Annotated in this window: 19 protein-coding genes; 7 read left to right on the top strand and 12 right to left on the bottom strand. The window is 62.5% G+C overall.

Annotation, left to right across the window (positions count from 1 at the left end; all coding sequences use genetic code 11):
• Nucleotides 1–118: 118 nt before the first annotated feature.
• Nucleotides 119–634 carry a plastocyanin/azurin family copper-binding protein gene (locus ACF8E5_RS12160; RefSeq protein ID WP_058639648.1) on the top strand — a complete coding sequence of 172 codons (516 nt, stop codon included), beginning with the start codon at nucleotides 119–121 and terminating at the stop codon, nucleotides 632–634.
• A 137-nt stretch (nucleotides 635–771) separates the two neighbouring features.
• Nucleotides 772–1,602 carry an NADPH-dependent 7-cyano-7-deazaguanine reductase QueF gene (queF, locus tag ACF8E5_RS12155; protein WP_182138938.1) on the top strand — a complete coding sequence of 277 codons (831 nt, stop codon included), beginning with the start codon at nucleotides 772–774 and terminating at the stop codon, nucleotides 1,600–1,602.
• A 136-nt stretch (nucleotides 1,603–1,738) separates the two neighbouring features.
• Here queF and ACF8E5_RS12150 read toward each other — a convergent pair whose 3' ends face one another.
• Complete coding sequence (locus ACF8E5_RS12150) at nucleotides 1,739–2,002, bottom strand: DUF4404 family protein (RefSeq protein WP_023534264.1); 264 nt, start codon at nucleotides 2,000–2,002, stop codon at nucleotides 1,739–1,741.
• A gap of 356 nt (nucleotides 2,003–2,358) precedes the next feature.
• Between ACF8E5_RS12150 and ACF8E5_RS12145 the strand changes: the two genes are divergently transcribed.
• Nucleotides 2,359–3,066 (top strand): VacJ family lipoprotein, encoded by a 708-nt coding sequence (locus ACF8E5_RS12145; RefSeq protein WP_058605700.1) that lies wholly within the window; start codon nucleotides 2,359–2,361, stop codon nucleotides 3,064–3,066.
• 2 nt (nucleotides 3,067–3,068) lie between these two features.
• Here ACF8E5_RS12145 and ACF8E5_RS12140 read toward each other — a convergent pair whose 3' ends face one another.
• Entirely contained in the window at nucleotides 3,069–3,368 is a 300-nt protein-coding gene (locus ACF8E5_RS12140; RefSeq protein WP_078478271.1) for a PilZ domain-containing protein, read from the bottom strand.
• 270 nt (nucleotides 3,369–3,638) lie between these two features.
• Between ACF8E5_RS12140 and rssB the strand changes: the two genes are divergently transcribed.
• Both rssB and rssC read left to right on the top strand, forming a co-directional pair.
• Nucleotides 3,639–4,823: a two-component system response regulator RssB gene (gene rssB, locus ACF8E5_RS12135; RefSeq protein ID WP_144967467.1), complete on the top strand. Its 1,185-nt coding sequence runs from the start codon at nucleotides 3,639–3,641 to the stop codon at nucleotides 4,821–4,823.
• Nucleotides 4,820–5,302 carry an anti-sigma factor antagonist RssC gene (rssC, locus tag ACF8E5_RS12130; protein WP_058639645.1) on the top strand — a complete coding sequence of 161 codons (483 nt, stop codon included), beginning with the start codon at nucleotides 4,820–4,822 and terminating at the stop codon, nucleotides 5,300–5,302. Before rssB ends, rssC begins: the two co-directional genes overlap by 4 nt.
• 227 nt (nucleotides 5,303–5,529) lie before the next feature.
• Here the strand turns inward: rssC and ACF8E5_RS12125 are convergent, their stop codons facing one another.
• Nucleotides 5,530–7,113, bottom strand: a complete 1,584-nt coding sequence (locus tag ACF8E5_RS12125; RefSeq protein ID WP_392475345.1) for a rhodanese-related sulfurtransferase — start codon at nucleotides 7,111–7,113, stop codon at nucleotides 5,530–5,532.
• Nucleotides 7,110–7,718: a cysteine dioxygenase gene (locus tag ACF8E5_RS12120; protein ID WP_326384060.1), complete on the bottom strand. Its 609-nt coding sequence runs from the start codon at nucleotides 7,716–7,718 to the stop codon at nucleotides 7,110–7,112. The genes ACF8E5_RS12125 and ACF8E5_RS12120 overlap by 4 nt, the downstream gene beginning before the upstream one ends.
• Before the next feature lie 297 nt (nucleotides 7,719–8,015).
• On the opposite strand from ACF8E5_RS12120, the gene ACF8E5_RS12115 reads away from it, so the two are divergent.
• Nucleotides 8,016–8,972 carry an ABC transporter substrate-binding protein gene (locus tag ACF8E5_RS12115; RefSeq protein WP_196125926.1) on the top strand — a complete coding sequence of 319 codons (957 nt, stop codon included), beginning with the start codon at nucleotides 8,016–8,018 and terminating at the stop codon, nucleotides 8,970–8,972.
• Between the two features lie 9 nt (nucleotides 8,973–8,981).
• A complete protein-coding gene (locus ACF8E5_RS12110) occupies nucleotides 8,982–10,301 on the top strand; it encodes an LLM class flavin-dependent oxidoreductase (protein ID WP_078478273.1) in 1,320 nt (439 codons plus the stop codon).
• Between the two features lie 82 nt (nucleotides 10,302–10,383).
• Here ACF8E5_RS12110 and ACF8E5_RS12105 read toward each other — a convergent pair whose 3' ends face one another.
• From ACF8E5_RS12105 to ACF8E5_RS12070, 8 genes are all read right to left on the bottom strand, one after another.
• The gene (locus ACF8E5_RS12105) at nucleotides 10,384–11,484 is read right to left on the bottom strand and encodes an LLM class flavin-dependent oxidoreductase (RefSeq protein WP_392475344.1); all 1,101 of its coding nucleotides are present in this window, start codon (nucleotides 11,482–11,484) and stop codon (nucleotides 10,384–10,386) included.
• A gap of 91 nt (nucleotides 11,485–11,575) precedes the next feature.
• Complete coding sequence (locus ACF8E5_RS12100; RefSeq protein WP_058639640.1) at nucleotides 11,576–13,195, bottom strand: ABC transporter ATP-binding protein; 1,620 nt, start codon at nucleotides 13,193–13,195, stop codon at nucleotides 11,576–11,578.
• The gene (locus tag ACF8E5_RS12095) at nucleotides 13,192–14,106 is read right to left on the bottom strand and encodes an ABC transporter permease (RefSeq protein WP_058639639.1); all 915 of its coding nucleotides are present in this window, start codon (nucleotides 14,104–14,106) and stop codon (nucleotides 13,192–13,194) included. The genes ACF8E5_RS12100 and ACF8E5_RS12095 overlap by 4 nt, the downstream gene beginning before the upstream one ends.
• Nucleotide 14,107: 1 nt before the next feature.
• Nucleotides 14,108–15,058: an ABC transporter permease gene (locus tag ACF8E5_RS12090; RefSeq protein WP_078478275.1), complete on the bottom strand. Its 951-nt coding sequence runs from the start codon at nucleotides 15,056–15,058 to the stop codon at nucleotides 14,108–14,110.
• Entirely contained in the window at nucleotides 15,055–16,674 is a 1,620-nt protein-coding gene (locus ACF8E5_RS12085; protein WP_196126725.1) for an ABC transporter substrate-binding protein, read from the bottom strand. The genes ACF8E5_RS12090 and ACF8E5_RS12085 overlap by 4 nt, the downstream gene beginning before the upstream one ends.
• 149 nt (nucleotides 16,675–16,823) lie before the next feature.
• Nucleotides 16,824–17,618, bottom strand: a complete 795-nt coding sequence (locus tag ACF8E5_RS12080; RefSeq protein WP_392475343.1) for a class II aldolase/adducin family protein — start codon at nucleotides 17,616–17,618, stop codon at nucleotides 16,824–16,826.
• Nucleotides 17,619–17,636: 18 nt separating this feature from the next.
• Complete coding sequence (locus ACF8E5_RS12075) at nucleotides 17,637–18,581, bottom strand: D-isomer specific 2-hydroxyacid dehydrogenase family protein (RefSeq protein WP_392475342.1); 945 nt, start codon at nucleotides 18,579–18,581, stop codon at nucleotides 17,637–17,639.
• Nucleotides 18,578–19,711, bottom strand: coding sequence for an acyl-CoA dehydrogenase family protein (locus ACF8E5_RS12070; protein ID WP_058605685.1), 1,134 nt, complete (start codon nucleotides 19,709–19,711; stop codon nucleotides 18,578–18,580). The genes ACF8E5_RS12075 and ACF8E5_RS12070 overlap by 4 nt, the downstream gene beginning before the upstream one ends.
• Nucleotides 19,712–19,813: the final 102 nt, after the last annotated feature.

Genomic DNA, 19,813 nt, shown 5'->3' with positions numbered 1-19,813 from the left:
TCATACGTGACCTGCGCGGCGTTCGGCCAAACTGACAGGCTTGTAATGCAGCGGTCAGGTTCATGGCAGTCGCATGGGCTTAACATCGCGCTGTTCAATCCAACGAATGGAAACCCCGATGTCTCGCTTTATCTTTGCCTGCGCACTGACGCTGGCCAGTAGTCTTGCTCAGGCAGGCACCGCCCATACACTGGCTTTCGGTGAGCCTGCGCCAGCCGAAAAAGCCACCCGCACGGTCGAGGTGAGGCTCAAGGACATCGCCTTCGAGCCCGCCAGCCTCACTGTCAAGGCGGGTGAGACGGTGCGCTTCGTGTTGATCAACGAAGGGCAATTGCCCCACGAGTTCAACCTGGGTGACAAGGCCATGCATGCCGAACACCAGAAGCAGATGATTGCCATGCAAGGCGAGCTGTTCACTGCGGCCGTAGGCGAACAGGGCATGGGGCATGGCGCCATGAGCGGGCATGATCATGGCGCAGGCCATGGGCATGGCGGCGGTAACACGGTGCTGGTGATGCCTGGCCAGCGCGCCGAGTTGACCTGGACCTTCAAGGCCTCTGCACCCATCGAATTCGCCTGTAATGTGCCAGGCCATTACCAAGCGGGCATGGTTGGGCCGCTGATCATCGAATGAGTGGCGCTGCAAGGCGGCAAGCAAAAGGGTAGACTGGGCGCCCTACGCGTCATCCTGTACACGACAGGATTGCCCCAGAATCGGGGCGCGCACCGTACGAACGCTAGCGTCCACTCCACACTTTCAGGTCAGTTCCAATGCACCCTGCCGCCGAACACTCCCCGCTGGGCAAGTCCAGTGAATACGTCGCCACCTATTCCCCGGAGCTGTTGTTCCCGATCCCACGCACCGCCAAGTGGGCGGAGCTGGGCGTCACCGCGCAGACGCTGCCCTGGCAAGGTGTGGATTACTGGAACTGCTTCGAACTGTCCTGGCTGCTGCCCTCGGGCAAGCCCGTGGTAGCCATAGGCGAGTTCGCCATCCCGGCTGATTCGCCCAACATCATCGAATCGAAGTCATTCAAGCTTTACCTGAACTCGTTGAACCAGACCGTTTTTGCGGGCATTGAGCCGTTGCAGGCGTGCCTTGAGAGGGATCTCTCGGCGGCCGCCGGCAAGGCGGTAGGGGTCAAGGTCAAAACGCTGGAAGAGGTTGAGGCCCAAGGCGTGGTCGCTTTGCCAGGCACCTGCATCGATGGGCTGGACGTGGCTATTTCCAACTATGCGCAGCCGCAACCGGAGCTGTTGCAATGCGATGCCCATCAGGTGGTCGAAGAGACGCTGCACAGCCATTTGCTCAAGTCCAACTGCCCGGTCACCGGACAGCCTGACTGGGGGAGTGTGGTAGTGGCCTACAAAGGCAGCGCGCTTGATCATGCCAGCCTGCTGACCTACCTCATCAGCTTCCGCCAGCATGCGGACTTCCATGAGCAATGCGTGGAGCGCATCTATCTGGACCTGAAAAATCTGTTGCAGCCTGAGCACTTGACCGTTTATGCCCGGTATGTGCGCCGAGGTGGGCTGGACATCAACCCCTACCGCAGCATGGGGGAAATCGTCGTGAACAATGGGCGGCTGGCCAGGCAGTGACCGCCGCAGAGGTGCGCCTGCGTTGAACTGCAGCCGATCCTGACAGCAGGCCATGTGCTGTTCGCCTCTGGCCTGAGTGCGGGTCAAGACAGGCCACTGCGCTGCGCTGGGCGCGCAGCAGCCCGAGCGGTATGTTTCAGATACCCATGCTGTGCAGCGAGTTGGCAATGCTGCGCAGGGTGGCCGTCAGGTCAGGGTGGTCGGCTTCAAATCGCTCCACGGCGAGGTTCACACCGTCGGCCAGGTTGTTGTCAGGCGTGGCGTTTTCCAGCTTCAGTTGCGCTTCGATCTGGCGCGCTTCTTCGTGGAGCGCAGCCAGCTCTTCGTCCGAAAGTGGCACGTTGCGATCCAGTTGCTCGCGCAGGCTGTTGAGGCGCTCTTGCAATTCGCGGGCAGGCATTGGCAATTCTCCATCATGGGTTTGGCAAGCCATGGACCTCAGCGAGGCGGCAAAGGTTCTGGCCTGTACTGAGCGTAAACCCTTCGCCTTGGATTTGCATGACTGGCAGCCGCTGGGCTGTGTCTGTATTTCTCGCGTATCAACTGCCAAGCGATGATTTTCATCCACAAGGCAGGCGACCAATGGCTTTTCCGCTGAATCTTGCAGCCATCGCGTAGCACGACTGACGCAACACTTGGTCACATTAAACTTCATGGCTGCCGAAAGCTGTCTATCGGCCTGCAAAACTCTATACTGCCGCACTACAGCAGCGCGCCCGTTGCGCTTGCGGCCGATAATCCTGATGGAGAAACACTATGCGTAGGATCGGTGCCAGTGTGATCGAACGAGTCACCCAGGCCTGTGTATGCGCCAGCATGCTGCTGGCGCCCGTGGCGGCTACCCAGGCCGCGACCGAAGAAGACCCCTGGGAAGCGGTCAATCGCCCGATCTTCCGCTTCAACGATACCCTCGATACCTACGCGCTCAAGCCGCTCGCCAAGGGCTATGACACCGTCACGCCGCAGTTTCTCGAAGACGGCATTCACAATATGTTCCGCAACCTGGGCGATGTGACCAATCTGGCCAACAACGTCCTGCAGCTCAAGCCCCATGCGGCAGGGGTGGACACGGCGCGCCTGATCGTCAACACCACCTTCGGCCTGGCGGGGTTCTTCGATGTCGGCACCAAGATGGGCCTGCAACGCAGCGATGAAGACTTCGGTCAGACCCTGGGCTACTGGGGTGTACCCAGCGGCCCGTACGTGGTCATTCCGTTGCTCGGCCCCAGCACCGTGCGCGATGGTGTAGCCAAGTACCCGGACACCTTCACCCGGCCTTATCGCTACGTGGACCATGTCCCTACCCGCAACTCGGCCTTCGCCCTGGACGTGGTGGATACCCGTGCGAGCCTGCTGCCGGCCGAGAAGCTGATTCAGGGGGACAAATACATCTTCATTCGCAACGCCTACCTGCAGAACCGTGAGTTCAAGGTGCGCGACGGCGAAGTCGAGGACGATTTCTAACCCTACCGCATGGCCAGGATGCGCAGCCCGAACGTATGCTGCCCATCCGCCTGGGCCGCGATCCACACCACTTCCGCCGTGGCGTGCAAGCCTTCGAGCGACGGGTGATCAGACTCCAGGCGCACCTCCAGCCGATCCCCGACCTGGAACGGCTGAGGGGCTTTTACTTGCATCCCGCTACTGGACAGGTCGAGACACACGGCGGCGATGACGTTACCCTCGTGCACCAGGGTGACCGGCGTGTCGATGCGCATGCGGATGAAATCGCGTTTCTCGCTGTGGCTGGTGGCGGTATCGAGCATGCTGCATCCTTCCTGTGAGGTTACATCGTGAAGGTTTCTTATAAGTCTCGGTGATTTGCCCTGTAAAGCCGCTCAAGCGTACCGTTCGATGCTTGAAACCCCTGGCGGATGGGAGTACCGTCTGCGCCTTACACCGCATATCTCTCAGTTGCCGGGTAGGCTTTCTTGCCCTACAACTGCAAAGAGCCTGCGACCTGTTAAGAATTCCCGCAGCTGTTGGTCTGCCTTACCGGCTCGCTGCACAAACCCCAATCGGCGCCGTTCGCCCACATGCAGAAAACCAGTGCAACGCTGCTGATCATCGATGACGACGACGTGGTCCGTGCAAGCCTCGCCGCGTATCTTGAAGACAGTGGCTTCAGCGTTCTCCAGGCTGGCAATGGCCAGCAGGGGCTTCAGGTCTTCGAAGAACACCAGCCTGATCTTGTGATCTGCGATTTGCGCATGCCGCAAATGGGCGGGCTCGAACTAATTCGTCAGATCAGCGCGCGTGCACCGCAGTTACCCGTGATCGTGGTGTCGGGTGCCGGTGTCATGGCCGATGCGGTGGATGCATTGCGCCTGGGCGCTGCGGACTACTTGATCAAGCCACTCGAAGACCTGGCGGTGCTGGAGCACTCGGTGCGCCGTGCGCTGGATCGCGCCCACCTTGTGCTGGAAAACCAGCGCTACCGCGAGAAGCTCGAGGCTGCCAACCGCGAACTGGAGGCCAGTCTGCACCTGTTGCAGGAAGACCAGACCGCCGGTCGGCAAGTGCAGATGAACATGTTGCCCCAGAGCCCTTGGCATGCGGGTGATTTTGCCTTCGAGCACCAGATCATCCCGTCGCTGTATCTGTCAGGTGACTTCGCCGACTACTTCCGTGTGGATGAGCGGCGCATTGTTTTTTACTTGGCCGACGTGTCCGGGCACGGCGCTTCTTCGGCCTTTGTCACCGTGCTGCTGAAGTTCATGACCACCCGCCTTCTGTTCGAATTCAAGCGTGGCAAAAACATGCGCGAGTTCCAGCCTTCTGAAGTACTCAGCCACATCAACCGTGGGTTGATCAACTGCAAGCTGGGCAAGCACGTGACCATGGTGGGCGGGGTGATCGATGAGGACACCGGGTTGCTGACCTATGCCGTAGGCGGGCACTTGCCGCTGCCGGTGCTGCACACGCCCGAGCACACCCGCTACCTTGAAGGCCGCGGCTTGCCGGTGGGGCTGTTCGAGGAGGCCCGCTATCAGGACCTGGTGATCGAACTGCCACCGCGTTTTAGCCTGAGCCTGATGTCCGATGGCATCCTGGACCTTTTGCCAGGTGATACGCTCAAAGATAAAGAAGCCGCGTTGCCTGAAATCGTCAGGGCGGCAGAGGGTAGCCTGGATGGGCTGCGTCAACGTTTTGGATTGGCTACGCTAGGGGAGATGCCGGATGATATCGCCCTATTGGTGTTGAGCAGGAACCTTCAATGAGTACCGGTAGAATCCAGTTCGCCGAGCAGGACGGTACCTTCGTACTGAAGTTCGTCGGTGAAGTGCGCCTGACCTTGTGTTCGGCGCTCGATGCAACGATCGAGCGAATATTCACCGCGCTGAATTTCTCGACCATCGTGATCGACCTGACCGAAACCGAAAGCATCGACAGCACCACCCTTGGCTTGCTCGCCAAGTTGTCGATCCTGTCGCGACAGAAAGTGGGTCTGCTGCCGACCGTCGTGACTACCAACCCGGATATTTCCCGTCTGTTGCAATCGATGGGGTTCGATCAGGTGTTCAACATTGTCGACCGCCCCATCCCATGCCCCGAATGCCTGTCCGACCTGCCATCCCAGGATCAGAACGAGGAGGTGGTGCGCGCCAAGGTGTTGGAAGCGCACCGTATTCTGATGGGCTTGAATGAGTCCAATCGCGAAGCCTTTCATGACCTGGTGAGTGCGCTGGAGCGCAGTTGACCCTGTTCGCTGCATTGTGACGGGCCAATGGCCGCTTCACCAGAAGTGGCCAACTACGCGGTAGCTGTAAGCGTGCGCTGATGGCAGGGCCATCAGGCAACATTGAGCAGGTGGCGCCTCTTTTTGACTAACAGCAGCCGGTGAACACGTGTCGTTTAGCTGCTGCGCTACCTGTACCCGGTGCAAGCCTACGAGGGCACAGGCTGCAGGCCAATGCCTGCGGCAAATCAAACCACCCTGAAACGGTGGGTGCCATCGCGGCCGAGCTGATCGACCAAGCCAAATTCCCAATCCAGATATCCCTGCATGGCCTCCCGGGGATTGTCCGTGCCTTCGTAAGGTCGTCGGTAGCGATCGCTACGCGGCACGGCAAGCCGTGACTCACCGCTCTCCAGCGGATTCCCGGCAGCGATCCACTGTGCAGTGCCGCCTTCAAGCAGGTAGACGGGCGTGCGCGTGAGGGCTTCGAGGTCACGGGCAGCGAAGCGTGCCAGCAGGCCGCTGCCGCAGGTCAGCACAAACCGGCTTGCCTGTGGCACGTTTTCCAAGACTTTCGGCAGTTGGGCACGGATGGCCCAATAGGCACCTGGGATGTGGCGATTAACGTAGTTGGCGCTGGTGGTGAAATCGAGCAATACGGTATCGCCTTCTTCCAACCAGGCTGCCAGTTGCTCCACCTCAACCGTGCTGACCGGTGGTAACGCTGGCAACGGTGGCTGCCACTGGCCGGTGGCGGTGAAGTCAGCAGCGTGCAAACCGTCGAGTACTGCCACCTGCCAGCCCATCTGCGCCAGCCACGAGGCCGTCATGTTCGCGCGCACGCCGTCGTCATCGACCAGCACGACTCTCGCGCCACGTACACTGGCGACGTGGTCGGTTTCCTGTACCAGCTGGCCACCTGGCACCGAGCGGCTACCTGGCAGGTGGCCTGCGCCATATTCCTCGGGCGTGCGCACATCGAACAGGTAAATGGTGCGGCTGGTATCAGCCTGCCATTCGGCAAGCCCGGCGCGGTCGATCCTCAGGACACCGGCACGGTCGGCCACTGCGCGAGCCTTGACTCCAGCCTGGGCCTGGGTGCCTGCCTCGACTTTGCTGAAGCGTCGCTGCTGGCCGTGGGCCAACTGCTGGCCCGCCAGCGTCCAGCCGATGGTACCGTTGCGCAGCGCTGCCACGGGGTTGGGGATGCCCGCATTGACCAATGATTGAGTGCCGATGATGCTGCGAGTACGGCCAGCACAATTGACGATCACCTGGGTGCTCGGGTCCGGTGCCAGCTCAGCCACCCGCAGCACCAGCTCGGCGCCAGGTACGCTGACACTGCCCGGGATGCTCATGGTCTGGTATTCATCGAAGCGGCGCGCGTCCAGCACCACCACGTTGGCTTCTTGCTCCAGCAACGCCTGTACCTGCTCGGCGCTCAGCGATGGCGTGTGCCGCACACTTTCCACCAGTTCACCAAAGGCCTTGCTTGGTACATTCACGTCGCGGAACAGCTCCCCACCTGCAGCCTCCCAGCCGGCCAGTCCCCCTTCAAGAAGCGCCACGTCGCTGTAGCCCAGTGACCGTAGCCGCTGCAAGGCTTCTGCTGCCAGGCCCTCGCCGTTGTCGTATACGGTGATGGCGGTGTCTGCCCGCGGCACTCTGGCCAGCACTTCCAACTCCAGTTTTGACAGGGGAATGTTGGCCGCAAACAGGGGGTGGGCTTGGGCAAAGGGGGCTTCTTCGCGCACGTCGATCAGGGCTAGCTCTTCTTGCGCCAGGAGGGCACGGCGGATGTCTTGGTAGTGGCGTGTGCTGACGGTGCTCATCGGGCAGGGTTCTCTTTGGACAGGTCCCAGATATTGGGCAGGTGGGCATTGGAGTAGCCGGAGATGAAGGGTTTTTCGCTTCCGTCCACGGTGTACACGGCGCGCGTGACGGCCCCGATGTTGGCGCCGTAGACGTGAATGCTGATCGACACCTGGTCGGCGAAGGCATTGCTGACTTGATGGATGTCCCCAAGGGCCGGCGATACCGCTTCGACCTGGCCAGGCTCTAGGCGTACCGGCGCGCCCTCGGTCTGCAACGCACCGTTTGCACCGCGCGCGAAACCTTGAGCGAGCTCAGCGCCACGCAGCATGCCGATCAGGCCCCAGACGCGATGGTCATGGATGGGGGTGCGCTGCCCGGGGCCCCAGACGAAGCTGACCACCGAGAAGCGTTGGCGTGAGTCACAGTGCAGCAGGTATTGCTGATAACGCTCTGGATCGGGTTGGGCAAGATCGACTGGCAGCCAGTCGTCATGGACTACCAATTCAGCCAGCAGATGCTTGCCCCGATCAAGCAGGGTTATCTCGTCAGGCTGTTGGTCGAGCAATGTGGCGAATTGGTCGATAAAGCGGCGCAGGCGCTCCGGGCGAAGGAGGTGGGGCATGGGTCAGGCTCGGTGGTCCAGGATTTGAAAGACCCTAACAAATCGGTAATATATTCGCAAAATGCAAAATAGTAATAACCTAATATGTAAATTGAGAATATAAAGATTAGGGGGTTCGCGCTTGCGCAAAAGATGAATCTTGCATGAGGTTATGCCTAAAGCGCATTTCACAAGCTGGTATTTGCGCATTAGATTATAAAAAACTGAATGTTAATGCTTTGAAGCTATAACCTGACCACCGGCCAGACCGCACGCGCGGATCGCCTCACATCCCCTAATGGGTCTACGGAGACGAACGTGCGCTATCTCAAACACCTGACAGCCACCGTGCTGGCCACAACCTTCAGCCTCGCCGCCGCTGCCCAGGCGCTGGTCGTGGGCGATCAGAGCTACAACGCCCGCGCCGTTATGGAAGCCGCCGGCGTGCTGGACAATCTGCCCTATTCACTGGAGTGGAAGCAGTTCACCGCAGGCTCGCCGGTGGCCGAGGCGCTCAATGTTGGCAGTCTGGACATCGGCTTGCTCGGCGATGCGCCGCCGCTGTTTCTGGGCGCCCTGGGGGCGCCGATCAAGGTGATCGCCGTCAGTCGGCAGAACCTTGCGGGGGTGGCCATCCTGGTGCGCAAGGACTCGCCGATACGTAGCCTCCAGGATCTACGCGGCAAACGCGCCGCAATCTGGAAAGGTTCGTGGAGCCAGCAACTGCTGTTCAGTGCCTTGGACAAGGCCGGCGTGCCCCGCGATACCCTCCAGCTGCGCTACCTCAGTGCACTGGACGCCTCCCATGCGTTGGATGGCGCAGCTGTGGATGTGATCGCTACCTGGGAGCCCTATGTCACCCAGCAGGAGCGCCAAGGTGCTCGGGTACTGGCTACCGCCGAGGGTGTGATACCGGCGCAAAGTTTCGTGGTCGCCAACAGCCAGGCCGTGGAGCACAAGCGTGCGCAGATAGCCGACTTCCTCGAGCGCCTGAAAAAAGCCCGGGAGTGGGCTCTGAGCGACCCTGCCCATACCGAAGCCTATGCCGACGCCTGGGCTCAGCGCACCCGCGCCGATCGAGACATCGCCCGCGCATGGTTCGCCCGCGCGCGCACTGACCTTGCGCCACTGGACCAGCAGGTGATCGCCGACGCGCAGAAGACCGTGGAGTTCTTCGCAGGATTGGGCCTGATCAAGGCCTATCCGGCGGCAGACCTGTTCGACACCTCGTTTGGTGCGGCCTTGGCGGGCCACGCTTCGACCGCAATTGACTGAAGGTTCCCCATGAGCAAACGACAGATCAAGCTCGGCGCGCTGACCATGGGATGCGGTGGTCCGGGGCGGCATAACCTGTGGCTTGACCCCGAGCTGCCCGCAGACGCCAGCGTCAATATTGATTGGTACATCGACATCGCTCGTCAGGCAGAGGCCGCGCTGTTCGACCTGATGTTCATTGTCGACAGCCAGTTCATCACCGAAGGTTCGCCCTCGCACTACCTCAATCGCCTGGAGCCGCTGACGCTTCTGTCCGCGCTGGCGGTCAGCACTCGCCACATCGGCCTGGTCGGCACGCTTACCACGTCCTACAACGCGCCATTCAACGTCGCCCGCCGGCTCGCCTCCCTGGATCTGATCAGCAAAGGCCGAGCCGGCTGGAACGTGGTCACCAGCGGCGATGCCGGCACGGCAGGCAACTACGGCCTGGATGAGCACTATGACTACGACACCCGCTACGCCCGCGCCCAGGAGCATGTAGAGGTGGTGCAAGGCCTGTGGCATTCCTATGAGGAGGATGCCTTCCCACGCGAGCGGGCCAGTGGCCGTTTTCTGGACCCCTCGAAGCTGCATCGTCTGGATCACAAAGGGGAACACTTCTCGGTCGAGGGCCCTTTGAACATTCAGCGCTCGCCCCAGGGGCAGCCGGTGATATTCCAGGCGGGCGATTCCGAGCAGGGCCGCGACCTGGGCGCCGCCACTGCCGATGTGGTGTTCACCCACGCCGCCAGCATCGAGCAGGGGCAGGCGTTCTACCGGGACATCAAGGGCCGTGCCCAGCGCTTGGGGCGGGACCCGGAGCAATTGCTGGTGCTGCCGGGGGCGGAGATCTACGTAGGCGATACCGACGAAGCTGCCCGAGAGATCGAACGTCACTACCATCAGGTCGACCACAGCTTCGAACTGGCCCTCAAAGAGTTCGGGCGCAATTTTGGGTGGCATGATTTCAGTCAGTACGACCTGGACGCACCCTTCCCGCAGCAGAGTCTGGACTACGCGCGCAGCAGTTTTTACACCAACGCCAAGCGCATTGCCGACCAAGCCCGTGAGAAAGGCTTCAGCTTGCGCCAGGCGGTGGAATTCGGGCGTCAGCTGCGCCCGGGCGCGTTCGTGGGGTCGCCCTCGACCGTAGCGGCCAAGATGGCCGAGTGGTTCGAAGCCAGGGCCCTGGACGGTTTCAACATCTACATCGGGCACCCTGGGCAATTTCGCCGCTTTACCCAGCAGGTAGTACCGTTGCTGCAAGAGCGCGGGATCTATCGCACGGCTTATGAAGGCAGCACGTTGCGCGAGAGCCTTGGGCTGACCATCCCGCGGTTCAACCGGTAGACCCCAGACACCCACACGCGGGTATGGGATGACGCCCAGGCGGGTCGGGCACTGTTTGACAGCGCTCGAACCCGCGTACACCCTAGCCCAAGCGTGCCTGGCGCTGCGCCTCGAATCGCTCTACCTGCTGACGAATGCGCGGAATCAGGTCCTGGCCGTATTCCACTGCATCGCGCAGCTGCTCGAACCCCCGAAACAGGAACGTGCTCACGCCCAATTCGTAGTAGGCCAGCGCTGCCTCGGCCACTTGCTCGGCGGTGCCCACCAATGACGTGGAATTGCCGGCCCCGCCGCCCAGGGCTGCGATCTCGGTCCACAGCCGGGTGTCATGCACTTTGCGTTCCTTGGCGAGCTGAACCAGGCGTTCGGACCCTGCATTGCTCTTGCCGAAGTTCTTTTCGCGGCGGTTGCCTTGACGGATCCCGATGGTGGTCTGGGCGTCAGCCAGAATGCGCTCGGCCCGCGCCCAGGCTTCTGCTTCCGTGGCGCCGAGGATCGGGCGCAGCGACAGGCTGAAACGAATGTGATGTTCTCGCCCGTAGCGGGCTGCAGCCTTGCGCACCTGTCTAATGCGCTCGCGCACTTGCGCCAGTGGCTCGCCCCACATCATGTACACATCGGCGTGCTTGGCCGCGACCTCCACCGCTGCATCCGAGGCGCCCGAGAAGTAGACGGGCAATTTGCCGACGGGCTTGACCAGTGTGAGGTTGTCTTCAACTTGGTAATGGGTGCCGTGATGATCGAAGGCAGTGCGCTGCGTCCAGGTGTTGTGCATCACCTCCAGGTACTCGTCGGTGCGGGCGTAGCGGGCATCCTTGTCCAGATAGTCGCCGTCGCGCTGCAGGTCACCGCTGTCGCCGCCCGTGATCACGTTGATCGCGGCGCGGCCACCGCTCAACTGGTCGAGGGTGGCGAACTGCCGGGCGGCGAAGGTGGGCGCCTGAAAACCAGGCCGATGCGCCACCAGAAGGCCAATGCGGTCGGTCAGCGCAGCGACGTAGCTGGCCAGGATCATCGAGTCCGGCGCACTGGTGCTGACCGCCAGCAGCGCTTTGTCGAAACCGGCGTATTCCTGCGCCTGGGCGAATGCCTTGATAAACGCCAGATCGACAAGCGGGCCACGGGGCGCTTGCGATTCACTGCTTTCCTGAGGGCCGATCAGGCCGATGAATTCGAGGGTCATAGGGTTGAAACTCCTGCTCCAGTGGGGAAGACGCCAAGCCATGCGGCTTGACAGGCGTTAGGTAGTGCAGTGGACGGGCGCGGCGCAGTGGTCAGATCGCTACCGGCAGCACGCTGCGCGAGTGCCCTGGTATGGCCTGGATCAGTGCCCGCGTGTAGGCGCTGGCGGGTCGGCCGAACACCTCTGCGGCCGGGCCCTGTTCGACGACCTGCCCGTGTTGCAGCACCAGCACGTGGTCGGCCATGCTTGCCACCACTGCCAGGTCGTGAGAGACCAGCACGTAGGCCATGCCCAGGTCGCGCTGTAGTTCTGAGAGCAGGGCAAGAATCTGTGCCTGCACCGACACATCCAAGGCACTGACCGGTTCGTCCAGCAGCAGTAGATCCGGCTCCAGTGCCAGGGCTCGGGCAATGGCCACGCGCTGGCGCTGGCCACCTGACAGCTCATGCGGCAGGCGATCCAGGAAATGCACAGGCAGGTGCACCTTGGCGATCAATTCCCGCGCCCTGCGCTCCAGTGCCTCACCTTTGCCCAGGCCGAACGACACCAGCGGCTCGACGATGCTGTCGTACACGGTGAAGCGTGGATCCAGCGCGGCAAACGGGTTCTGTTGCACCAGCTGGATGCGCCTGCGTAAGGGACGCAGCTGCTGCCAACTCAATGCGCTGACAGGTTGCCCTGCCAATTCCACATGGCCTTGGCTCGGCGTTTCCAGCCCCAAAGCAATACGCAGCGCTGTGCTTTTACCCGAGCCAGACTCGCCTACGATGGCCAAGGTCTGGCCCGCGTGCACGGTAAGGTTCAGGTCATGCAGGGCGGTGAACGGGCTGGGCTGCCCAGGCAAGACAAAGCGTTTGCAGATGTTGTGCAGCCGAAGCAGGGGAGGCTTATCGGTTGGCAAGACGGCGCTGCGTCGCGACACGAAGGCGGGCGCTGCCGCCAGCAGTTCACGGGTGTAGGGCTGCTGCGCACCCCAGAGAATCTGCCTGGGCGAGGCGTGCTCGATGAGCTTGCCGTGCTTCATTACCAGCAGGCGGTCAGCACGGTCGCACGCCATGCCCAGGTCATGGGTGATGATCAGCAGCGAGATGCCGCGCTCGGCCGTCAGGTGTTGCAGGTGGTCGAGGATCCGCCGCTGCACCGTGACATCCAGGGCGCTGGTGGGTTCGTCAGCCACGATCAACTTGGGCTCGCCGGCCAGCGCGATGGCAATCAGTACCCGCTGGCGCATGCCACCGGACAACTCGTGGGGGTACTGGCGAGCGCGCAGCGCGGGCTGGTCCAGACCTACCTGGGCCAGCAGAGCCTGAATGTCTGTGGCCAGGCCGGGATAACGACGGCCTCGGGCCAACACCAGTGCTTCACCGATCTGCTGGCCGATGCGCAGGGTAGGGTTGAGGCTGACCATTGGATCCTGCGGCACCAAGGCAATGGTGCGCCCACGCAAGCGGCGCCTGGTGCGCTCGTCAGCCTGGGCCACATCGACCCCGTCCACCCACAACTGACCTTGATCGATCTGGGCGCTGATCGGCAGTAGGCCGAGCAGGGCGTTGGCGAGGGTCGACTTGCCGGAGCCAGACTCCCCGACAATAGCCAGTGTTTCGCCTTTGGCCAGGCTGAACGAAAGCTGGCTCACGGCCTGGGTGCGCTGCCCTGCAACGGCGTAGCTGATGGTCAGGTTGCGCACCTTGACCAAGGGTTGCTGGCTCATCGGGCATGCTCCTCGGCGCTACGCGCCAGGTGATTGAGGCTGAACACCACGGCCACCACGAACAGCCCCGGCAGCAGGGATACCCACGGCGCTGTAACGAGAAAATGGCGCCCGTTGGCGATCAGCGTGCCCCACTCAGCAGCGGGCGGCGCTGCGCCGAAGCCCAGAAAGCTGAGCCCAGCGGTGGCCAGGATCGCGGCGCCAAAGTCCAGGGTGGCCAGTACCGCCACCGGGCCCCACGCATTGGGCAGTACGTGGCGCATCAGGGTGCGCGTCCAACTGGCGCCGGCTAGGCGCGCCGCTTCGACGTACGCCAGCGATTTGATGCGCAGCACCTCGGCGCGGGTCGTGCGGGCGAAGCCTGGAATGATCCCGACACCCACCGCAACGGCCACGGGCACCGTGCCAAAACCGATGGCCGTGACGATCGCCAGCGCCAACAGCAAGCCGGGTAGGGCAAGCAAGACGTCGATCAGGCGCATCAGGGCTGCATCCAGGTGCCCTCCGGCAAATCCCGCCAGTACGCCAAGGCCAAGGCCGCCCACCAGGGCGATGGCCACTGCCAGCAATGCCGCCATCACCGACAGGCGCGCGCCATACACCACCCGCGTGTACAGGTCGCGGCCCAACTCGTCGGTACCGAACCAATGCACCAGGTTTGGAGGCGTGAGCTTGTCGGCGGGTGCCGTGGCGTAGGGGTCGAAACTGGTGAGCAGCTGAGGTGCCAGTGCGGCAAATAAAGCGAACAAGACGATCAGCAGCGCCAGGCTGAAGCCAGGGCGGCGCAACAGCGGCGTCAAGGCGCGATGGACGCGCTGATACCGCGTGCGTCGTTCCCAGATGCGGCGTGTGCACGGCTCATCGCTGGTTGAGGCGGCGTCGGGTGCGATCAGGGGAATATCCATGGTCATCTCAGTTCACCTTGGCCGTAGGGGTGATGCGAGGGTCGAGGTAGGGGTAGAGCAGATCGACGATCAGGTTGACGAGCACGAAAGCGGCCGCCGATACCGCGACAATCGCCAGCACTACCGGTATGTCCTGACGCAGCACGGCTTCCTGGGCCAACCGGCCTACGCCATTGCGCGAGAAGATGGTCTCGACCAGCACGGCACCGGACACCGTGTTGCCGACCTGCAGGCCGATCAGGGTCAGCAGCGGCAGCGTGGCGTTGCGCAGGCCGTGGCGGGCCTGGACCTGGGCGCGGCTGAGCCCTTTGGCGAAGGCGGTGGTGATGTAGGGTTCCTGCCACACCCCTTGAAAGCCCCGCTGCAACACTTGGGCATACACAGCGGCGCTGGGTATCGCCAGGGTGATTGCCGGCAGCACCAGGCTGGCAAAACCTTGGCTGCCAGTGGCCGGGAACCAGCCCAGCGCGAAGGCGAAGACCTGGATCAGCAACAGGCCCATCCAGAACACGGGGATGGAAAAGCCCAGCGAAGGCACCCGGGCGAGTGCCGTCTTGAGCGGTCGCCATTGCAGGTAGGCGGTCAGGTAGGCAAGGCCGACCCCACCCACCACCGACAGCACGATGGCAGAGCCCGCCAGCGCCAAGGTTTGCGGCAAGCGTTCGGCCAGCAGCGCGGTAACAGGTCGCCCCAGCGACAGCGACTGCCCCAGATCACCGTGCAGGGCACGCCACAGCAGGTCGATGTATTGCTCGAACAGGCCTTTGTCTAGCCCATAGAAAGCACGGGCCTTGGCCAATGCTTCGGGTGACAGGCCATCGGCCTCCATGCCGGAGGCACTGAGCATGATCGTCAGGGTGTCGCCAGGCAAAAGGTAGAGGATGAAATACGTGATGGTGTACGCGCCCCACAGTACCAGCAGCGCCTGACCCAAGCGGGTGATCAGATAGCGCTTCATGGCTGGCTGACCTCGATGTCGCTGAACAGCGCAAAGCCCTCGGCGGTCCAGCGGAAATCCTTGACCCGAGGTGCGGTGGCGGCTTGCCAGACGCGCTCGTACAGCGGGAAGGCGGAGGCTTCGTCGATCAGCAGGTCTTGCAGCTGCCCGTAGGCTTGGGCCCGTTGCGCATCGTCAGTCGCGGTGATGCCACTGTCGAACAGCGCCTGTGCCCGGGTCAGGGTCTGCGGCTCGTAGGTATTGGTGGCCAGCGTGGCGCTGTTGGCCGAACGTGGGTCAAGAATCGTCTGCAAAATGATCGGGTCGGCACGGGTCATGTAGGTGGAAGTCAGGTCATAGCTGCCTGCTGCGTTACCCGCGACCCATTCGGCGCGGGTCAGTACATTGAGTTTCAGGTCAATGCCGACCTTGCGCAGTTGGTCCTGCACCAACACGTCACCGGCGCTTTCGGCCGGGGTGAGGTTGTAGCGCAATGTCAGGCGCTTGCCGTTCTTGTACCGGTAACCGTCTTTGCCCTTGGGCCAACCGGCAGCTTCGAGCAACTGTTCGGCGCCAGCCGGATCATAGACGAGCTTGTTGGCCTGGGGCTTGAAGTACGGCGTGGTGACGTCGTACACGCCGCTCACGACGGGGAACTGCGCGTTGTACACGGTATGCGCATAGCTGGTGCGATCGATGGCTTTTTGCAGCGCAAGGCGAACCTGTCGGTCAGCCAGCAAGCGGTTGTCACGGGTGTTGGGGTAGAGGTTCAACGCGGGGCCTGGCAAGGACCGGCTCTGGATGGTGGCGCCCTTGGCCTGGAACAGTTTGAGATCGACCTCCGAGAAGGGGTTGCGCGGCCACAGGATATCGGCCTTGCCCTGAAGGAACAGGCCATTTCGCACACTTTCTTCAGGGATGTAGCTGATGTTGATGGCGTCCACATGCGCAGCGCCCCGGTTATGTACGTTGGCCGAGGGCCATGCGTAGTCGCTGCGCTTGACCAGGCGGGCGCCCACTTCGGGTGTGTAGTGGTCGAGGGTGAACGGTCCCGTCCCGATGATGTTGCCCAATGAGCGCGCTTTGGCGGTCAGCTGGTACGAAGCTGGGGCGAGGATAGCCAGGTTGGTGGTGGACGTGGCCTGCAGAAAGCCTGCATTGGGTCGCGATAGCACCAGGCGCACGGTGAAGTCATCGACCACCTCGGCATGGTCGTAGCCTGCCAGGTAGGTAGCGCCGAAGGTGGCGGGCAACTGAGCCGCGAATGCCTTGTTGCTGTCGAAGGCTGCTTTGACGGCGTGCGCGTCAAAGCGCTCGCCATTGCTGAACGTGACGTCCTGACGCAGGTGGAAGGTGTAGCTCAGGGCGTCGGCACTGACTTCCCAGCTTTTGGCCAGCCAAGGGATGATCTGCCCGCTGTCGGGGTCTTGATCCGTGAGCGACTCAGCCACGTTGCGCAGCAGCACACGGTGCTCCAACCAGTAGACCTGGAAGGGATCGAGGCTGACCAGGGTGGTGTTGTCGCCCCAGAAGGCGATGTTGAGTGTTTTGCCAGCACTGGCTTCATTGCCAGGGGAGCAGGCAGTGAGGGCCAGGGTCAGGGCGCCGAAGGCAAACAGGTGGTGCAGTGGGGGCATTGCGTGGTCCTTCAAGGAGATGAGTGCGTCGGTGTCCGGCCACGCGCAAGGCGAGCCGGTCGCCACTGACAACGTGTCGATCGTCGGAACATGGAGGCGCCTGAGCGGGCGAGCTTGCCCCTAGCGCAGGCACATCCAGCCTGGAGCGATCAGTTCTGGTAGTCGCGGCTCTCGCGATCCAGTTGCCGGATCAACGCGTCCCAATGCCGCTGGATGCCTTCCCCCTTGCCATCGGAAAAGCGCTTGGATTGCTCATGCACCTTGGCAATGGCCGCCTGCGATGCATGCAGCAATTGATCGTTGCCCCCGGCCTGGGCGGCCACCTGAATATTGCAGGCACGCTCTAGCCCATGCAGTTCGCGAAATGCATGTTCCACGCTGATGTCCCCGGTCAGCAGCCCATGGTTGCGCAGGATGAGGATATTGCTGTCACCGAGGTTGGCCACCAGTCGCTGCTGCTCGTCCAGGTCCAGGGCCACGCCCTCGTAATCGTGGTAAACCACCCGGCTGTAGTACGCCAGGGCATGCTGGGAAATGGGCAGCAGGCCGTCGCGCTGGGCTGACACCGCTGCGCCGTCACGGGTGTGGGTGTGCAGCACAGCCTTGAGGTCGGGCCGGGCGCGGTGAATGGCGCTGTGAATTACATAGCCGGCCTGGTTGATGCCCAGGCCTAGCGGGTCGTCGATAAGGGTGCCATTGACGTCCACCTTGACCAGGTTCGAGGCGCTGATTTCGTCGAACAGCAAGCCAAAGGCATTGATCAGAAAATGTTCCTCCGGCCCCGGTACACGGGCGGAAAAATGCGTGTAGATATGGTCAGTCCAGCGGAACAGGGCCGCCAGGCGGTAGGCGGCGGCCAGCTTGACACGCACCTCCCATTCTTCAGTGCTGACCCGGTCGCGCACGTTGTTGGCGGTGGGCTTGACGGCAGACAGTGAACTCATTGAGGTGTTCTCCGGTGATCAGTAACCACGGGCGGTGTCGACCAGATTGGTCAGGGGTGCTCGCTCGCGGTAGCGGTGGAAATTGGCGATGAAGGCTTCGAGAAGCGCCGGGTAACCTTCATCGGAAATGGCCGAGGTGTGGGGCGACAGGAACACGCGTGGGTGGTGATAAAGCGGGTGGTCAGCGGGCAGCGGCTCGGGATCGGTCACATCCAGGCTGGCGCGGGCGATTACACCGCTGTCCAGCGCCTCCAGCAGCGCCTGCTGATCGATCAGCCCGCCACGGGCGACATTGATCAGGTGCAAGCCTGGGCGGGCCTCGTTCAGTACGTGCCGATCGATCAGCCCACGGGTGTCACGGGTGAGTGGGGCGGCCAGCACGAGGTGGTCGCTCTGTGCGAACAACTGTCGTAGATCGTTGGCGCGCTCCACGCCGCGCACCTGGGCAATGGGCTGTCCTGGGCGGCTCAGGGCCGTTACCCGCATGCCGAGCGCCACGGCCTTGTGAGCAAGGCTCTGGCCAATACTGCCGAAGCCCAGAATGCCTAAAGTGCGCCCGCGCAAAGGCGCCAGTGCAGTGAGGCGCCAGTCGGCGTCCTTGATCCAAAGGCTTGGCAATTGCTTTGCCGCGGCGAACATCAGTGCCAGCGCGAACTCGGCCACTTGTTCGGCATTAGCGCCCTTGCCACTGGTGACAGGGGGCCCGCCAAAGATCCATTCGGGGTACAGATCGATGCCCGAAGACACCAATTGCACCCACTTCAACCCCCAGGGCCACTGAACCGGCGGGCTGTCGATGCGCTGACCGCGCACATTGATCGGGCGCAGGATGAACACGTCGGCGGCCACTTCAAGGCTCAGCTGACCGGGAGGAACATCGATGACTCGATGACCCGGTAACTGCTTGCGCAGGTAGTGATTGGCCTGGGCGTCGAGGTGGCTGGCAATCGTTGAATGGCTCATGCCTGCACCTGTGCCAGTGCGGCTCGGCCGGCCTGGCTGAAGACGACGTCGTCCTGGGGGGTGTGGATGCGGCTGCAGAGCACGTCGCGGTAGTGCCGTTCCAGGGCATTGTGCCGCGAAAGCCCAGGGTTGCCCGCCGCTTCGACCGCCAGCGTCACGGCCTCGATGGCATTGGCGCTGACCAGCTGCTTCAGTTGCCCGGCATGGTGGGCTGCGGTGTGCCCGGCGACAGCGCCATCGAGCAGGCTCTGGTTGGCAAAGAGCAGGGTATCGATGCGCCCGATCGTCTGCTGAAAACGCGGCAGACTCGCCAGAGGTGCACCCAGGTTCGACGGTGTGCGCTGCGTGAGAAATGCCACCAACCAATCGCGCGCCGCCTGTGCCACCGCGTCGTAGACCGCTGGCAGCAGTACGCTCATCCACAGCAGGCTGTCTTCATCGAGTTCGGCTTTCGGGGCGTTGGTCGGGCTGACGCTGACGGCATGATCAAGCGGGATCAGCACGTCCTCGAAATGCACCTGATGGCTGCAGGTGGCACGCATGCCCAAGTGGTCCCAGTCCTCGACGATGCTGATGCCGGGTGTGTCGCGGTGTACCAGAAAGCCGCCTACCAAAGGGACAGCGTCGTCGCTGCGGCCCCAGACCAGGAACCAGGTCAGACCATGGCTGCCCGTGGAGTAGATCTTGCGCCCGCTCAGGCGCCAGCCCTGCGCCGTGCGGCGCGCCACGGTGGCGGGCAAGCCGCCGCGGGTCGGGGTGCCAAGTTCGGGCTCGACGCGCAGCGCATTGATCAGTGCACCGTGTTCCACGGCGTCGCGGGCGATGCGGTGACGCAGGCGTTCCGGCCAGTCTGCTGCCCGATGCGCACGGACATGCTGCAAGTACTGCATCACCAGGATAAGCCCGGTGGCCGGGTCGCCCTTGGAAACTGCGCTGATCACGCGGCGCGCGCTCGCCAGGTCCGCACCGCCACCGCCAAGGTGGCGCGGCACTGTGTAGGCGAGCAGCCCGTGGCGGTGCAGCAGGTCGAAATTGTCCTGAGGGAACCGAGCGCTGCGGTCATAGCGCTCGGCATTGGCCGCAAGGGCCTGCGTCAGCTCGGCGAGCGCGCTGCCTGAGGGGTGACTCATGGGTTTCATCCCTGAATGACGGTGTGTTCCTTAAGACCGTATTCGTATGGATGAACGCTGTAAAAGTCTTTTTGGTTCTATGCTAATTATCAGTAAATAGAA

The organism is Pseudomonas sp. WSY_20 (genome assembly GCF_043104335.1).
Classification (GTDB): Bacteria; Pseudomonadota; Gammaproteobacteria; order Pseudomonadales; family Pseudomonadaceae; genus Aquipseudomonas; species Aquipseudomonas parafulva_B.
The sequence above is the reverse complement of the archived record's forward strand: the minus strand, read 5'-3'. Positions and strand labels throughout refer to the sequence as shown.

Excerpts from the sequence above, each read along its gene's own strand:
- ACF8E5_RS12150 (WP_023534264.1), bottom strand. The coding sequence starts at position 2,002 with ATGCCTGCCCGCGAATTGCAAGAGCGCCTCAACAGCCTGCGCGAGCAA.
- ACF8E5_RS12120 (WP_326384060.1), bottom strand. The coding sequence starts at position 7,718 with ATGCCCCACCTCCTTCGCCCGGAGCGCCTGCGCCGCTTTATCGACCAA.
- ACF8E5_RS12090 (WP_078478275.1), bottom strand. The coding sequence starts at position 15,058 with ATGAAGCGCTATCTGATCACCCGCTTGGGTCAGGCGCTGCTGGTACTG.
- ACF8E5_RS12075 (WP_392475342.1), bottom strand. The coding sequence starts at position 18,581 with ATGAGCCATTCAACGATTGCCAGCCACCTCGACGCCCAGGCCAATCAC.
- ACF8E5_RS12070 (WP_058605685.1), bottom strand. The coding sequence starts at position 19,711 with ATGAGTCACCCCTCAGGCAGCGCGCTCGCCGAGCTGACGCAGGCCCTT.
- ACF8E5_RS12080 (WP_392475343.1), bottom strand. The coding sequence starts at position 17,618 with ATGAGTTCACTGTCTGCCGTCAAGCCCACCGCCAACAACGTGCGCGAC.
- ACF8E5_RS12105 (WP_392475344.1), bottom strand. The coding sequence starts at position 11,484 with ATGACCCTCGAATTCATCGGCCTGATCGGCCCTCAGGAAAGCAGTGAA.
- ACF8E5_RS12085 (WP_196126725.1), bottom strand. The coding sequence starts at position 16,674 with ATGCCCCCACTGCACCACCTGTTTGCCTTCGGCGCCCTGACCCTGGCC.
- ACF8E5_RS12110 (WP_078478273.1), top strand. The coding sequence starts at position 8,982 with ATGAGCAAACGACAGATCAAGCTCGGCGCGCTGACCATGGGATGCGGT.
- ACF8E5_RS12160 (WP_058639648.1), top strand. The coding sequence starts at position 119 with ATGTCTCGCTTTATCTTTGCCTGCGCACTGACGCTGGCCAGTAGTCTT.
- rssB (WP_144967467.1), top strand. The coding sequence starts at position 3,639 with ATGCAGAAAACCAGTGCAACGCTGCTGATCATCGATGACGACGACGTG.
- rssC (WP_058639645.1), top strand. The coding sequence starts at position 4,820 with ATGAGTACCGGTAGAATCCAGTTCGCCGAGCAGGACGGTACCTTCGTA.
- ACF8E5_RS12125 (WP_392475345.1), bottom strand. The coding sequence starts at position 7,113 with ATGAGCACCGTCAGCACACGCCACTACCAAGACATCCGCCGTGCCCTC.
- ACF8E5_RS12095 (WP_058639639.1), bottom strand. The coding sequence starts at position 14,106 with ATGACCATGGATATTCCCCTGATCGCACCCGACGCCGCCTCAACCAGC.
- ACF8E5_RS12140 (WP_078478271.1), bottom strand. The coding sequence starts at position 3,368 with ATGCTCGATACCGCCACCAGCCACAGCGAGAAACGCGATTTCATCCGC.
- ACF8E5_RS12100 (WP_058639640.1), bottom strand. The coding sequence starts at position 13,195 with ATGAGCCAGCAACCCTTGGTCAAGGTGCGCAACCTGACCATCAGCTAC.
- queF (WP_182138938.1), top strand. The coding sequence starts at position 772 with ATGCACCCTGCCGCCGAACACTCCCCGCTGGGCAAGTCCAGTGAATAC.
- ACF8E5_RS12145 (WP_058605700.1), top strand. The coding sequence starts at position 2,359 with ATGCGTAGGATCGGTGCCAGTGTGATCGAACGAGTCACCCAGGCCTGT.